The 13,371-nt window shown below is 67.6% G+C and carries 15 protein-coding genes; 7 read left to right on the forward strand and 8 right to left on the reverse strand.

Features of this window, described 5'->3' with window-relative positions; all coding sequences use genetic code 11:
• Window positions 1-47 precede the first annotated feature (47 nt).
• From BR47_RS0117760 to BR47_RS0117770, 3 genes are all read right to left on the reverse strand, one after another.
• Window positions 48-434 carry a hypothetical protein gene (locus tag BR47_RS0117760; protein ID WP_029120335.1) on the reverse strand — a complete coding sequence of 129 codons (387 nt, stop codon included), beginning with the start codon at window positions 432-434 and terminating at the stop codon, window positions 48-50.
• A gap of 83 nt (window positions 435-517) precedes the next feature.
• Window positions 518-1,240: a YqjF family protein gene (locus BR47_RS0117765; protein ID WP_029120336.1), complete on the reverse strand. Its 723-nt coding sequence runs from the start codon at window positions 1,238-1,240 to the stop codon at window positions 518-520.
• A 5-nt stretch (window positions 1,241-1,245) separates the two neighbouring features.
• Window positions 1,246-2,238 carry an LLM class F420-dependent oxidoreductase gene (locus BR47_RS0117770; RefSeq protein ID WP_029120337.1) on the reverse strand — a complete coding sequence of 331 codons (993 nt, stop codon included), beginning with the start codon at window positions 2,236-2,238 and terminating at the stop codon, window positions 1,246-1,248.
• A 92-nt stretch (window positions 2,239-2,330) separates the two neighbouring features.
• Between BR47_RS0117770 and BR47_RS0117775 the strand changes: the two genes are divergently transcribed.
• Window positions 2,331-2,636 (forward strand): type VII secretion target, encoded by a 306-nt coding sequence (locus BR47_RS0117775; RefSeq protein WP_029120338.1) that lies wholly within the window; start codon window positions 2,331-2,333, stop codon window positions 2,634-2,636.
• Here BR47_RS0117775 and BR47_RS0117780 read toward each other — a convergent pair whose 3' ends face one another.
• On the reverse strand, window positions 2,637-3,653 hold the full coding sequence (locus BR47_RS0117780) for a VWA domain-containing protein (protein ID WP_020098871.1): 1,017 nt from the start codon (window positions 3,651-3,653) through the stop codon (window positions 2,637-2,639).
• Window positions 3,654-3,774: 121 nt separating this feature from the next.
• Entirely contained in the window at window positions 3,775-4,326 is a 552-nt protein-coding gene (locus tag BR47_RS0117785; RefSeq protein ID WP_020098870.1) for a TetR/AcrR family transcriptional regulator, read from the reverse strand.
• Window positions 4,327-4,407: 81 nt separating this feature from the next.
• Between BR47_RS0117785 and BR47_RS0117790 the strand changes: the two genes are divergently transcribed.
• From BR47_RS0117790 to BR47_RS0117815, 6 genes are all read left to right on the forward strand, one after another.
• Window positions 4,408-5,595, forward strand: coding sequence for an FAD-dependent monooxygenase (locus BR47_RS0117790; RefSeq protein WP_029120339.1), 1,188 nt, complete (start codon window positions 4,408-4,410; stop codon window positions 5,593-5,595).
• 58 nt (window positions 5,596-5,653) lie between these two features.
• Complete coding sequence (locus BR47_RS0117795; protein ID WP_029120340.1) at window positions 5,654-6,079, forward strand: pyridoxamine 5'-phosphate oxidase family protein; 426 nt, start codon at window positions 5,654-5,656, stop codon at window positions 6,077-6,079.
• A gap of 4 nt (window positions 6,080-6,083) precedes the next feature.
• On the forward strand, window positions 6,084-6,695 hold the full coding sequence (locus BR47_RS0117800; RefSeq protein ID WP_029120341.1) for a class I SAM-dependent methyltransferase: 612 nt from the start codon (window positions 6,084-6,086) through the stop codon (window positions 6,693-6,695).
• A gap of 147 nt (window positions 6,696-6,842) precedes the next feature.
• Entirely contained in the window at window positions 6,843-7,265 is a 423-nt protein-coding gene (locus BR47_RS0117805; RefSeq protein WP_029120342.1) for a PPOX class F420-dependent oxidoreductase, read from the forward strand.
• A 7-nt stretch (window positions 7,266-7,272) separates the two neighbouring features.
• Entirely contained in the window at window positions 7,273-7,710 is a 438-nt protein-coding gene (locus BR47_RS0117810) for a TIGR03618 family F420-dependent PPOX class oxidoreductase (protein ID WP_029120343.1), read from the forward strand.
• 195 nt (window positions 7,711-7,905) lie between these two features.
• A complete protein-coding gene (locus tag BR47_RS0117815) occupies window positions 7,906-8,505 on the forward strand; it encodes a MarR family winged helix-turn-helix transcriptional regulator (protein ID WP_029120344.1) in 600 nt (199 codons plus the stop codon).
• Window positions 8,506-8,592: 87 nt separating this feature from the next.
• Here BR47_RS0117815 and BR47_RS0117820 read toward each other — a convergent pair whose 3' ends face one another.
• The 3 genes from BR47_RS0117820 to BR47_RS0117830 form a co-directional block, all read right to left on the reverse strand.
• Window positions 8,593-10,740 (reverse strand): 3-hydroxyacyl-CoA dehydrogenase NAD-binding domain-containing protein, encoded by a 2,148-nt coding sequence (locus tag BR47_RS0117820; RefSeq protein WP_020098863.1) that lies wholly within the window; start codon window positions 10,738-10,740, stop codon window positions 8,593-8,595.
• A gap of 15 nt (window positions 10,741-10,755) precedes the next feature.
• Complete coding sequence (locus tag BR47_RS0117825) at window positions 10,756-11,967, reverse strand: acetyl-CoA C-acetyltransferase (protein WP_020098862.1); 1,212 nt, start codon at window positions 11,965-11,967, stop codon at window positions 10,756-10,758.
• Window positions 11,968-12,174: 207 nt separating this feature from the next.
• Complete coding sequence (locus BR47_RS0117830) at window positions 12,175-13,311, reverse strand: alkene reductase (protein WP_051634873.1); 1,137 nt, start codon at window positions 13,309-13,311, stop codon at window positions 12,175-12,177.
• Window positions 13,312-13,371 lie beyond the last annotated feature (60 nt).

The following is a 13,371-nucleotide window of genomic DNA, read 5'->3' on the forward strand; positions in this document are numbered from 1 at the left end:
GCCTCAAATATCCGCTTCAGCAATGCCCGCCGGAACCGTTTGGCGGTTTAAATCACGCGCAGCGAATCCCCCTCGCCGGGGAAGCGACGACGCAGTGCATCGAGCATCCGCTGCACTTCCAGGACCCTCCGGCGCAGTGCGAGCAGAGCGTCCGTCGGGGACTCCACCCCCGTCTGCGCGGTGGCCTGAGCGCGCCGGGTTCGCCGCTCCAACACCGTCATCTGGTCTTCCAGATCGGCGATCTCGTCGAGCAGCAGTGCCGCGAACAGCCGCGATTGCGCCAGGTCTGCGCGGTGGGCGGGCCTGGACTCGGCCTCGAACCGCGACCGCCCACCCACGGCACCGGGGCGCACCGTGCGCCGGGTGGCCGTGGCATTGGAAGGGATCGGCACCGGGACGGCTCGGCGTCCGGTTTCGCGCATCGTCGGCAACATGGCGCAATGATCACCGAGACTGCACCTTTGCGCTACCAGCCGTTCATCTTCCGGACCAGAACCGGACACCTTCGAGGAAAGGCTCAACGGAGCGCGGTGGGCCGCCCGAAGCGGGCCTGCACCCCCGGCGAGAACAACGCGCGCAACGGCGGCCCCACCGGCACCACTCCACTGGCGGGCACCAGATCGTCGGTCAGCTCGACCACCTCGGCCCGTCGCAGCGGCCAGGTCGGGTGCTCGTTGGGCACCCACCACGTCCGGCCGGCCTTGCGGGTGTGCGCACCCCAGCGGGCCGTCAGCCACACCTCCAAGGGTGTGGGGTCGACAGGCGCACCGATCGCGAGCTCCACCAGGGTCCGCAGACCCCGCTCGGGCCAGCGGCGCGTGCCCACGTAGGTGATCCGGTCACCGGTGCGGGTGACGCGCAGTTTGGCCCAGGTGTAGGGCACCCCCATGCCGAGGCGGGTCGCCCCGACGACGGCCAGCCGCATCGTCTCCAGCGACCGGAACAGCACGCCGTGCCGGCCCGCGGCGTCCACCGAATACAGTCGCACGTTGGTTTCGGCGAAGGCCCCGAAGTAGGGCAACGGCACACGGCCGGCCACCGCCGAGCGGTGCATGACGAACGGCACCAGGCCGACGTACGTCAGCCCGTCGGAGAAGACGTCCGGCGCGGTGCCGGGCGGATACAGGTGCGCGACGCTCGCCGGGTCGACGGGCCAGTGCAGGAACGTGAGGTCAGCCCAGAACTGTTCGACCCACACCGGCGGCCGCAGCGGCGGTGCGTCGACCAGAAACCCGTCCATGGCGGCTAGTCACTGAGCGCGGGGATGACGTCCCGCTCGAACGCCTCGATGCTCGACCTGTCGTAGGCGGCCTCCGGGAAGTACAAGATCGCGTACTCGCTGCCGAGATCCTTGATCTTCCGCAACGTCTCGATGACCTGTTCGGTTGTGCCGCAAGCGGAATCGGGTGATGTCAGGTTCTTGACCATCGCGTCGACCGCACCCTCGTGCGCGACGGCGACCTGACGCTCCCGGATGCGCGCGATGCGCGCGGCAACGTCCGCCTCGGACTCCCCGATCACCACGTTGAAGTTGGCCGAGCGGACGATGCCGTCGTAGTCGGTACCAACCTCGCGGCAATGCTGTTGCAGCACTTCGGATTTGTGCGCGAAGCCGGCAGGCTCGGAGGTGAAGTTGGTGTACTGCGCGTACTTTGCGGCGATCTTGAGTGTCACCTTCTCACCGCCGCCCGCGATCCACAGCGGAATACCTTTGTCCTGCAACGGTTTGGGCTGCACGATGGCGCCGTCGACCTGGTAGTGCTTGCCGTCGAAGCTCACCACACCGTCACGCCAGGCGGTGCGCATGATCTGCACGCCCTCATCGAGCCGGGCCAGCCGCACACCGGCCGACGGGAAACCGTAACCGTAAGCGCGCCATTCGTGTTCGTACCAGCCGCCACCGATGCCCATCTGCACCCGGCCGCCGGAGATGATGTCGGTGGTCGCCGCGACCTTCGCCAGATACGCCGGGTTGCGATAGCTGATCGCGGTACACATCTGGCCGAGCTTGATCCGCGAGGTCGTCGCGGCGTATGCCGCCATCAGCGTCCACGCCTCGTGTGTGGCCTCCGAGGTCGGCATCGGCACGGTGTGGAAATGGTCGTAGACCCACAGCGAATCCCAGGGTCCGGCGTCGGCGTACGCGGCGAGGTCGCGCATCACCTGCCATTGGTCCTGCGGGGCGATCCCCACCAGATCGAGTCGCCAACCTTGCGGGATGAACAATCCGAAGCGCATGATCCCGACTTTAGGCGGTCTGCGCCCCCGGGCAGCTCCGCTCCACGAAACAGCGTCGGGAACCCCCACGTCGCAGGCTTAGGCTGACAACCATGGCACCCGATTTGCGCGTCGATCCGCAGGTTCTGACGGCCGCGGCGAGCACCATGGCGTCGTGCGGCTCCGCCGTCGGCGAGGTCAAGCCGGGAGAACCGCTCAACGCGGCCGCGGCCGGCATGTCCGGGCTCGCGTCCGGCGGCGCCTGCCAGCGCGTCGGCCCGCTGCTGAACACCGACTGCCAGAACCTGGGCAAGGCCGTCACCGGCTTCGCCGACTCACTGCGCACGGCGGCCACGAAGTACCAGAGCACCGACGCCGCGGCGGGCACCGCCATCGGCAAGACGATGCCGGGACGCTGATCAGCCCGGCAGGCGGTTGTTGATCTTCAGGCCCGCGAACAGCGCCAGGACCAGCACGAAGAATCCGACGCGCGTCCAGCTGCCGCTGGCGTCGCCACGGATGGTCTGGTAGCCGATCTGCTGCTGCAGGTTGGCGTACACGCGGGTCAGCTGATCGAGGGTCTCGGCGCGGTATGACTCACCGCCGGTCACCTTCGCGATCTTCTGCAGTGACAGGTCGTCGGTCGGGACCGGCACTTCCTGCCCCTCGTAGGTGATGACACCGGACGGCGTACCGAACGAGATGGTCGAGATCACGACGTCCTGGTCTTTGGCCGCGCGCGCCGCCGTCAGTGCGCCGCGCGGGTCGTTCGGGTCGGCCGGCACGGTTTCCTTACCGTCCGACATCAGCACGATGTGCGCGGGCGGCGGACCGTCACCGCCGCCCATGACGGCGTCGAGGGTGGCGATGGCCTGCAGCGCCGTGAAGATGCCTTCGCCGGTCGCGGTGCGCGGGGACGGCTCCAGGGTGTCGATGGTCCGCGCCACGACGTCGTGGTCGCTGGTCGGGGCCACCAGCATCGTTGCGCTGGACGAGAATTGGACGAGGCCGACGCTGATCCCGTTGGTCAGGCCTTTGACGAACGTCTTACCGGCGCTCTTGGCCGCCTCGATGCGGCTGGGCTTGACGTCGGTCGCGATCATCGATTCGGAGACGTCGATGACGAGCATGACGACGGCGCGGTTACGCGGAATCCGGATGTCGTGCGTCGGTCCGGCCATGGCGGTGGTGAGAAAGACCAGCGAGACCACGAGCAGGACCGCCGGTAGGTGCCGCCACCGCGACCGGGTCTTCGGCCGTGCCGCGACGACCTGCTCCAGGAGCTCGGTGTTGGCGAACCGCAGCACCCGCTTGCGACGGGCCTTGCGCAGCAGCAGATAGATCGCGACGGCGCCGACGACGGCAATCAGGTACAGGAAGAACCAACCGCTCGAGAACCCGGACAGCGTCAGTGGCCCGATAAAGGGGATCTCCAACAGGCACTCTCCGTTGCGTTCGGCGTCGATCGCTCAGACCGATATGGGGCAATCGTACCGACGCCGCCGTGTGGGGCACTGCGCGCGACATCCTGACCAGGTGTGGTCGGCGCGAATGCCCTCAGTCCGGCAGCCCGAGCGCGGCCATCGCGCCGTCAACCGTCGCCCGCCTCAGCTGGTCGGCCGGCACGTCCGGGAACTGCAGGCAGCAGTCCTGCAGACCGCCGAACGCGATGACGGCCCGCGTGGCCTGTTCGAGGGTGGGTCGCCGCCCGAAGACCAGCTTGCCCAGCCGCTCGCGCCACGCCAGCATGCTGTCGATCAGCCCCAGGTCGGCGAGCGTCGTCAGCTCGGTGACGATGAGCATGAGGTCGGCCCGGTGTCGGTAGTGGAAGTCGAAGTAGCCCTGCAACAGCTCGCGCGGGGTGGCCCGGGCCGAACCGCGCAGGCGTTCCTGGGCGGCCACGAATTCCTCGCCCTCGTCGACCAGCGGCTGCAGGATGCTGCGCACGAGGTCCTCACGCGAGCTGAAGTGGTAGTAGAGCGCGGGTTTACTGATGCCGAGCTGATCGGCGATGTCCTGCAGGCTGGTGCGCTGCACGCCCTTCTGACTGAATAGCTCGCGCGCCACATCCTGGATGCGCGTGCGGGTCTCGGACGGGGTTCTCGCCACGTGGCCACCCTAACTTACTTAACGGGCGGTAAGCTGACCCGACATCCACTTACCGACCGTTAAGTAAATGCGGAGGAATCCATGAAGGTGCTCATCTCTGGCGCCAGCATCGCCGGACCGGTCCTGGCCTACTGGCTGTCCCGCAACGGATTCGACGTGACGGTGGTCGAACGCGCGCCGGCCCTGCGCAAGACCGGTGGTCATGCCGTCGACCTCTTCCGGCCGGCCATGGAAATCTCCGAACGCATGGGCGTTCTGGACCGGATCGAGGCCCGCGCCACCGGGACCACGATCCTCTCGCTCAACCGTCCGCCCAAGAACCGGTGGAACAGCATCGACTACGTCAAACTCATCGCGGCCATGTCCGACCGGCACGTCGAGATCATGCGCGACGACCTCAGCCAGGCGTACTACGACGCCGTCCGCGACGATGCCGAGTTCCGCTTCGGGGACCAGATCACGTCCATCACCGACGCCGGCGAGGTGACGTTCGAGCATGGCGCACCCGAGCGGTTCGACCTGGTGATCGGTGCCGACGGTCTGCACTCGGGGGTCCGGCAGCTGACCTTCGGTGATGTGGCCAGAGAACGGTTTCTCGGCGGCTATCTGGCGGTGGTGTCGGTGCCGAAAATGCTTGCGCCCAAAGGTGAGATGAGCGGCTACCTGGCGCCGCGGAAGATCGCCATGGTGTACAGCGCCGACCATCTCGAGGACGCCCGGGCGGTGTTCATGTTCCGCACCGATGCGCCGCTCGACTACCACTACCGAGACGTCGCCGCGCAGCAGCGCCACTTGCACGCGGCGTTCGCCGGCCTGGTCCCCGAAGTCGACCACTGGCTGCGGGAGATGGACCATACGCCGGCGTTCTACTTCGACGCCATCACCCAACTGGAGATGAGTACCTGGTCGCGGGGACGCGTCACGCTGGTCGGGGACGCGGGGTACTGCCCCGGTCCGGGAGTCGGCGGCAGCACCAGCCTCGCGGTGTACGGCGCGTACGTCCTGGCGCACGCCTTGGCTGCGGCCCGCGGCGATCACACTGCCGCGTTCGCCGCCTACGAACGGACCATGGCCGCGCCGGTGGCCGGCAGCCGCACCATGGCGCGGGTCAACGCCAGAACCGTCGTGCCGGGATCTGCTTGGGGCGCAAGGGCACTCCTCGGCGCCGCGCGGACCATATCGGTGTTGCCCAGGGGCCTGGCGCAACGGCTGGCGCGGCTCAACGAGAAGGGCGTCCGGCTGTACGACACCATGCCGCTGCCGGACTGACGTCTACGCGTGTGGCCGAAGCCGCTGCGGTGTCACCCTTTTTCGCTACGTTGGGTTCATGGCCCTTTCCAAGGATGAACGCGAAGAATTTCTGGCCGAACCACACATCGGGGCGCTGTCGGTCAACGCCGGCCCGGACCGCGGTCCCCTGACGGTGCCGATCTGGTACCAGTACAGCCCCGGCGGCAAGTTGTGGCTGCTCACCGGTCTCGACTCCCGCAAGCACAAGCTGATCGAGGCGGCCGGGCACGTGTCGCTGATGGCCGAGCGGCTCGAGCCGACGGTCCGCTACGTCGCGGTCGACGGCCCGGTGCTCAGCATCGAGACCGGCACCGATGAGCAGCTGGTCGAGATGGCCGAGCGGTACCTCGGCAAGGAGAAGGCCCCGGCCTACCTCGAGATCGCCCGGCGCGAGCACGGCCCCAGCGTGACCGTCACCGTCGACCCGAAGCACTGGCTGTCGGCCGACCTCGGGGCGCTGTGATGCCATGTCGTCCCGACAGCGTCTGTTCCGGGTCTTCTACCGGCTCGGATTTACCCCGTGGGACGGGCATCCACTAGCCAACAGCCTGCGTGAGCTGGTCGAGGGTGACAATGCCCTGACGCCGGGCACCGCGCTCGACATCGGTTGCGGCACCGGCGACAACGCGTTGTATCTGGCCGGACTCGGCTGGGACGTCACCGGCATCGACTACGTCGCGACCGCAGTCCAGAAGGCGCGCGCGAAAGCCGCGAAGCGGGACACCTCGGCGCCGGGCGCGGTGCGGTTCGACCAGGCCGACGCCACCCGGCTGACGGGCCAGGGCATCGGCGCCGACTTCGCGCTGATCGTCGACAACGGGTGCCTGCACGGCATGAGCGCCGACGACCGCGACGCCTACGTCGGCGAGGTGACGGCGGTCGCGGCGGCGGACGCGCGCCTGCTGATCGTCGCGTTCGTGCCGGGCGCCTCGTTCGGGGTGCCCGGAATCGATCCGGCCGAAGTGGAGCGGCGCTTCGCGCTCGGGTGGACGCTGCTCGACAGCGGTGACGAACCCGGCTTGGACCACAACGGCAAGAACCCGGCGCGCTACTACCTGTTCCAGCGGCGGCGCACCTGAAGTTTCGCCGGCGTTCCCCTTGTGGGCTGTGGTCACCACCCCCGCGCGAGCAGACGTAAAACTGTCGTTTTCCGGGCGAAAACGACAGTTTTAAGTCTGCTCGCGGTCAGAAGGTCGGCGCTCCGCCGCCGGGCGTAGCGTGGCCACATGGGCGAACTTTCCGACGATGTGATCGCGTTTCTGTCCGAGGGCACACGTACCGCGGTGCTCGGCTGGGTGGCGGCTGACGGCCGGCCGCTGGCCGCACCCGTGTGGTTCGTGGTGGATGGCGGCGAGCTGGTGTTCAACACCGGCAAGGACACCGCCAAGGGGCGGGCGCTGGCCCGCGACCCGCGCGTGGTGCTGTGCGTCGACGACACGTCCCCGCCCTATGCGTTCGTCCAAATACAGGGCGTCGCGGCGATCAGCGAGGAGCCCGACGAGCTTCTCGACATCGCCACCCGTACTGGCGCCCGCTATATGGGCGCCGACCGCGCCGAGGAATACGGCCGCCGCAACGCCGTCCCCGGTGAACTCGTGGTCCGGGTCAAACCGACGAAAGTCATTGCCGCATTTGACGTGGCGGAGTGAGGACACCATGACCGACCTGACTGAATTCGCCGAGCTGTCCGCGCGTGATCACGGGCTGGTGGTGCTGAACACCCTGCGCGGTGACGGCAGCATCCAGTCCTCGGTGGTCAATGCCGGCGTGCTGCCGCATCCGACGACCGGGGCACCGGTCGTCGCGCTCGTCGCCATCGGGTCCACCCGCAAGCTGCGCAATCTGCGCGCCGATCCGCGCACCTCGGTCGTCGCGCACGCGGGGTGGCAGTGGCTGACGGTCGAGGGAACGGCGGAGGTCATCGGGCCTGACGACACCGACGCCGAGACCCTGAGGGTGTTGTTGCGCAACGTCTTTACCGCCGCGGGCGGCACCCATGACGACTGGGACACCTACGACCGCGTCATGCGAGACGAGGGCCGTGCCGCGGTGCTCATCTCACCGACGCGGGTGTACTCGAACCCCGCGCGCTGACCTCGAAACCCGCCGCGCACCGGAAGCGGTCGGCGACGGCCGCCCGGCGACAGACGCACAGGTTTCCCGTATCCAGCCAAACTTGTTGTGCCCGTGCGACATCCGCCCTGGGTGGAGACTTCGCTGACCCGCTGTCGGGATGGCACGACAAGACTCGGTTCGGTTGCCTTACTGTCAGGTTTCTAAACTGCCGGCATGGGCCGGCCACAGATCAGCACCGCTACCGTTCGTCGCGGCCTCTCGGCCGCCCGGGTCAAACTCACGGCGCCGGCGGCCATGCGGCCTGTGCTCAACCTCTGGAAGGGTGCCGATCCGGCGAAGGACGTCAGTGCGGCCCGGCTGGGGTTGTCCCTGCTGTGGTTGGCCGACGACGTCATGGCCGCGGTGAATCGGAAACTCGAACGCGTCAACATCTCGGAAGCCAAACTCGATGTCCTGATGATCTTCGCGGCACAGCTCGCCCAACCAGAAGACGAATGGACGGTGCGTCAGACCCCCAGCGGGATCGCCGAGTACTTCGGCATCACCAAGGCCAGCGCCACCGGTCTCATCGACTGGCTGGAGAAGCGGAAGCTGGTCACACGGACCCGGCATGCCACCGACCGCCGCAGCACACCGGTCCGCATCACACCCGAAGGGGAAAAGCTTGTCGCCGAAGCGCTTCCGGTATTCGAGCAGGCGTGCGGCGGGCTCATCGACGTGTTGAGCGAGCGCGAGCGCCGGGACCTGCAGCGCATCCTCGACAAACTGTGGATTCACGTCAAGGCACCCCAGGCGACAGACTCCGGCGCCTGAGCAGCCACCACCGTGCATCCGCGTCATCCACCAACGCAAAAACCCCCAAATCCCTTGGGATTTGGGGGTTTTTGGTGGTGCTAGAGGCTAGCTCTCCAGCGACGCCGGCGGCAGGAAGCGGTCGCCGTACTTGGCGGCCAGCTCCTTGGCCCGGGCCACGAAGGCCTCCTTGCCGACGCCCAGCTCGCCCTGGTAGCCGACGATGAACTGCGCCGAACCACCGGTGTACGGCGGGAAGCCGATACCCATGATCGAGCCGATGTTCGCGTCAGCGGTCGAGGTCAGCACGCCCTCGTCGATGCACTTCTGGGTCTCCAGCGCCTCGGCGAACAGCATGCGGTCGATCATGTCCTGCAGCGGCAGTTCGGTCGAACCCGAGTTGAAGGCTTCCTTCAGCCCCGGCCACAGCTGGGTGCGCTTGCCGTCGACGTACTCGTAGAAGCCCGCGCCCTTCAGGCGCGACGGACGACCGAGCTCGATCATCTTCTCGACGACAGCCTCGGCCGGGTGCGCCACGTGGGTGCCACCGGCAGCCTCGACGCCTTCCTTGGTGGCGACAGCGATCTTGTGCATGAGCTCCAGGTTGAGCTCATCCGAAAGCTGCAGCGGCGCAGCCGGGTAACCGGCCTGCGAACCGGCCTGCTCGATGGACGCGGGCGCAACGCCCTCGCCCAGCATGGCCAGCGCCTCGTTGACGAAGGTGCCGATGACGCGGGAGGTGAAGAAGCCGCGGCTGTCGTTGACGACGATCGGGGTCTTCTTGATGGCGAGGGTGTAGTCGAACACCCGGGCCAGCGCCTCGTCGGAGGTCTTCTCACCCTTGATGATCTCCACCAGCGGCATCTTGTCGACGGGCGAGAAGAAGTGGATACCGATGAAGTCCTCCTGGCGCTTCACGCCGGTCGCCAGACCGGTGATCGGCAGGGTGGAGGTGTTCGAGCCGAGCAGCGCGTTGGGCTCGACGATGTCCTCGATCTCCTGGAACACCTTGTGCTTGAGTTCCTGGTTCTCGAACACGGCCTCGATGACGAAGTCGACGCCCTTGAGGTCCTGCGGGTCCGCGGTCGGGGTGATGCGGGCCAGCAGCGCGTCGGACTTCTCCTGCGTGGTCTTGCCACGCTCGAGCGCCTTGGCCTCGATCTTCTCGGAGTAGTTCTTGCCCTTGTCAGCGGCTTCCTGCGTGACGTCCTTGAGGACGACCTCGTAGCCGGCCTTGGCCGACACGTAGGCGATACCGGCGCCCATCATGCCCGCGCCCAGCACGCCGATCTTCTTGATGTCCTGCTTGGCGATGCCCTCGGGACGCGAGGCGCCACCGTTGATGGCCTGCAGGTCCAGGAAGAACGCCTGGATCATGTTCTTCGCGGTCTGGCCGGTGACCAGGCTGGTGAAGTAGCGGCTCTCGATGCGCGACGCGGTGTCGAAGTCGACCTGCGCACCCTCGACGGCGGCATCGAGGATGGCGCGCGGCGCGGGCATCGGGGCACCCTTGAGCTGCTTCTTCAGCAGCGCCGGGAACGACGGCAGGATGCCGGCTAGGCCCGGGCTCGACGGGGTGCCACCGGGCATCTTGTAGCCCTTGACGTCCCACGGCTGCACGCCACCCTCGGGGTTGGCCTTGATCCATGCCTTGGCGGCCGGGATCAGTTCCTCGACGGTGTCGACGAGCTCGTCGACCAGGCCGGTGGCCTGCGCCTTGGCCGGGGTGAAGCGGGTGCCCTGGCTCAGGACCTCCATGAACGCCTTCTGGATGCCGAACATGCGCACGGTGCGGGCGACGCCGCCACCGCCGGGCAGCAGACCCAGGGTGACCTCGGGCAGGCCGATCTGGCTGCCGCGGACGTCCGCCGCGATGCGGTGATGGCACGCCAGCGCGATCTCCAGGCCGCCACCGAGGGCGGCGCCGTTGATGGCGGCGACGACGGGCTTGCCCAGGGTCTCCAGGGCACGCAGGTCGGCCTTGATGTCCTCGACCATGGCGAACGCCTCGCCGGCGTCGTCGGGGCCGATCTGCATCATGCCCTTGAGGTCACCGCCGGCGAAGAAGGTCTTCTTCGCGCTGGTGATGACGACACCGGTGATGGAGTCCTTCTCGGCGAGCAGGCTCTGCACCGCGTAGTGCATCGACTCCTTGTAGTGCTCGTTCATCACGTTGGCCGAACCCGTGGGGTCGTCCATGGTCAGGGTGACGATGCCGTCGGCATCCTTGTCCCACTGAATTGTCTTCTCAGCCATGTTCTTTCAATCTCCCTAGACGCGCTCGATGATGGTGGCCACGCCCATGCCGCCGCCGATACACAGCGTGATGAGGGCACGCTTGGCGCCGCGGCGCTCGAGCTCGTCGACCATGGTTCCGGTGATCATGGCGCCGGTGGCGCCCAGCGGGTGGCCCATCGCGATGGCGCCACCGTTGACGTTCAGCTTCTCGTCCGGGATGTTCAGGTCCTTCTGGAACTTGAGCACCACCGAAGCGAAGGCCTCGTTGATTTCGAACAGGTCGATGTCGTCGACCGTCAGGCCGGCGCGGTCCAGGACCTTCTTGGTGGCCGGGGTCGGGCCGGTCAGCATGATGACCGGGTCGGCACCGCTGGTGGCGGTGGCCACGATGCGGGCGCGCGGGGTCAGGTTCTGCGACTTGCCGGCGGCCTCGCTACCGATCAGCACCAGGGCGGCGCCGTCGACGATGCCCGAGCTGTTGCCACCGTGGTGGACGTGGTCGATCTTCTCGACGTAGTGGTACTTCTGCAGCGCCACGTCGTCGAAGCCGCCCATGGCGCCCAGGCCCGCGAACGCGGAGTTCAGCTTGGCCAGGCTCTCCAGGGTGGTGCCCGGACGCATGTGCTCGTCGTGGTCCAGGATGGTCAGGCCGTTCTGGTCCTTGACCGGGATGACCGACTTGGCGAAGTAGCCGCCCGACCATGCTGCGGCGGCCTTCTCCTGCGAGCGCACGGCGTAGGCGTCGACGTCCTCGCGCGAGAAGCCCTCGATGGTGGCGATCAGGTCGGCGCCGATGCCCTGCGGGACGAAGCCGATGCGGTAGTTGGTCTCGGGGTCGCCGGCCCACGCGCCGCCGTCCGAACCCATCGGGACGCGGCTCATGGACTCGACGCCACCGGCGTACACCAGGTCGTCCCAGCCGGAACGGACCTTCTGGGCAGCCAGGTTCACGGCCTCCAGGCCGGAGGCGCAGAAGCGGTTGAGCTGGAAACCACCGGTGGTCTCGGGCAGCTTGGCCACGAGCGCGGCGGTGCGGGCGATGTCGCCGCCCTGGTCACCGACGGGCGAGACGACGCCCATGATGACGTCGCTGATCAGGTTCTCGTCCAGATCGGGGTTGCGACGACGCATTTCGTCGATCAGGCCGACGATCAGGTTGACCGGCTTGACCTCGTTCAGTGCACCGTTGCGCTGCTTGCCACGGGGCGTGCGAATGGCCTCATAGATGAAGGCTTCTTCGGACATGTGTTTGCTCCAGGTCCTATTGAGATGGGGTTGTGGGTTCGGCTACCCGTGAGTAGACGGTCCCCTGCTCGGAAGCGTAACAGGCCCTCCCAACCAGGTGGTTGGGAGAGTGTCCAGAGGCACACGAAAGGCCACCTACCGCACGTCCGCGTGATCCTGACGTGCAATAAGTGGCCCTTGCGTATTGAGTGGCCCGTGCGCCTCGCGTTAGGCGACAGCCTCGGTGAGGAACGGATAGTCGGTGTAGCCGACGGGACCCGACGCGTAGAACGTCGCCACATCCGGCTCGTTGAGCTCGGCCCCCAGGACCAGCCGGTCGACCAGGTCGGGATTGGCCAGGAAGGACCGCCCGACCGCGGCGGCACTGATGGCACCCAGGTCGACGAAGCTGTTGAGCTGGCAGAAATCGGTGCCAGAGCCCCGGCCCGTGTTGAGCACGAAGGTGCCCGACCACAGCGCGCGAATCGCGCCGAACAGGTCGGCGGTGGGGTCGATGACCACATGCAGGTAGGCGATGCCGAGCGGATCGATCCGGTTCAGCAGGGCCTCGTACGTGCTGAACGCGTCGTTCTCATGCATGTCGCCGGCGGGGTTTCCGGGGGATATCCGCAATCCGACGCGGCCGGCGCCGATCTCGGCCACGACGGCTTCGACGACCTCGGCGGTCAGCCGGGCCCGGTTCTCCGGCGATCCGCCGTACGCGTCGGTGCGCTGGTTGACCACATCGGACGCGAACTCGTGCAACAGGTAACCGTTGGCGCCGTGAATCTCCACACCGTCCATCCCGGCGTCGACCGCGCGGCGCGCGGCGGCACGGAAGTCGGCGACGATCCCGGGGAGCTCATCGATGTCGAGCGCCCGCGGGATCTCCAGAGGCTTCTTACCCGAAGGGGTGTGGGTGACCATGTCGGCGGCGATGGCCGACGGCGCGACCGGCCGGCCACCGCTGATCTCCGAATGCGCCATGCGCCCGACGTGCCACAACTGCACGAACATCTTGCCGCCGGCTTCGTGGACGGCCTGCGCGATCTCGGCCCACTTCGCCTGGTGCCCGTCGGTGTAGATGCCGGGGGTGTTCATGTAGGCGCCGTTGGCGCTCCGTGAGACGGCCGTGGCCTCGGAGATGATGATCCCCGCGGCGGCGCGCTGCGAGTAGTACTCGGCCGCCAAGTCCGAGGGGGTGCCGTCGGCGTCGGCCCGCGACCGGGTGAGCGGCGCCATGAACAGACGGTTGGTGGCCAGCGTGTCTCCGACCTGAACTGGCTTGAGCAGTGCGGCGTCGGGCGAAAGACGGAAGGGTGCGGCAGTCACGGAGTAGGCAACCGCCGCACGGCGCCGGTTCATTCCCGGCTGTGGTCAACCGCATCGAATGTTGGCTCGTGTTCGACGATTTCGCGGATCCTC

It is taken from the genome of Mycobacterium sp. UNC410CL29Cvi84 (assembly GCF_000686745.1).
Lineage (GTDB): Bacteria > Actinomycetota > Actinomycetes > Mycobacteriales > Mycobacteriaceae > Mycobacterium > Mycobacterium mucogenicum_B.

What these genes read in the sequence shown, in the direction of transcription:
- BR47_RS0117800 (WP_029120341.1), top strand. Translation starts at nt 6,084, where the DNA reads ATGTCGTCCCGACAGCGTCTGTTCCGGGTCTTCTACCGGCTCGGATTT.
- BR47_RS0117790 (WP_029120339.1), top strand. Translation starts at nt 4,408, where the DNA reads ATGAAGGTGCTCATCTCTGGCGCCAGCATCGCCGGACCGGTCCTGGCC.
- BR47_RS0117810 (WP_029120343.1), top strand. Translation starts at nt 7,273, where the DNA reads ATGACCGACCTGACTGAATTCGCCGAGCTGTCCGCGCGTGATCACGGG.
- BR47_RS0117760 (WP_029120335.1), bottom strand. Translation starts at nt 434, where the DNA reads ATGTTGCCGACGATGCGCGAAACCGGACGCCGAGCCGTCCCGGTGCCG.
- BR47_RS0117825 (WP_020098862.1), bottom strand. Translation starts at nt 11,967, where the DNA reads ATGTCCGAAGAAGCCTTCATCTATGAGGCCATTCGCACGCCCCGTGGC.
- BR47_RS0117815 (WP_029120344.1), top strand. Translation starts at nt 7,906, where the DNA reads ATGGGCCGGCCACAGATCAGCACCGCTACCGTTCGTCGCGGCCTCTCG.
- BR47_RS0117830 (WP_051634873.1), bottom strand. Translation starts at nt 13,311, where the DNA reads ATGAACCGGCGCCGTGCGGCGGTTGCCTACTCCGTGACTGCCGCACCC.
- BR47_RS0117820 (WP_020098863.1), bottom strand. Translation starts at nt 10,740, where the DNA reads ATGGCTGAGAAGACAATTCAGTGGGACAAGGATGCCGACGGCATCGTC.
- BR47_RS0117775 (WP_029120338.1), top strand. Translation starts at nt 2,331, where the DNA reads ATGGCACCCGATTTGCGCGTCGATCCGCAGGTTCTGACGGCCGCGGCG.
- BR47_RS0117770 (WP_029120337.1), bottom strand. Translation starts at nt 2,238, where the DNA reads ATGCGCTTCGGATTGTTCATCCCGCAAGGTTGGCGACTCGATCTGGTG.
- BR47_RS0117765 (WP_029120336.1), bottom strand. Translation starts at nt 1,240, where the DNA reads ATGGACGGGTTTCTGGTCGACGCACCGCCGCTGCGGCCGCCGGTGTGG.
- BR47_RS0117795 (WP_029120340.1), top strand. Translation starts at nt 5,654, where the DNA reads ATGGCCCTTTCCAAGGATGAACGCGAAGAATTTCTGGCCGAACCACAC.
- BR47_RS0117805 (WP_029120342.1), top strand. Translation starts at nt 6,843, where the DNA reads ATGGGCGAACTTTCCGACGATGTGATCGCGTTTCTGTCCGAGGGCACA.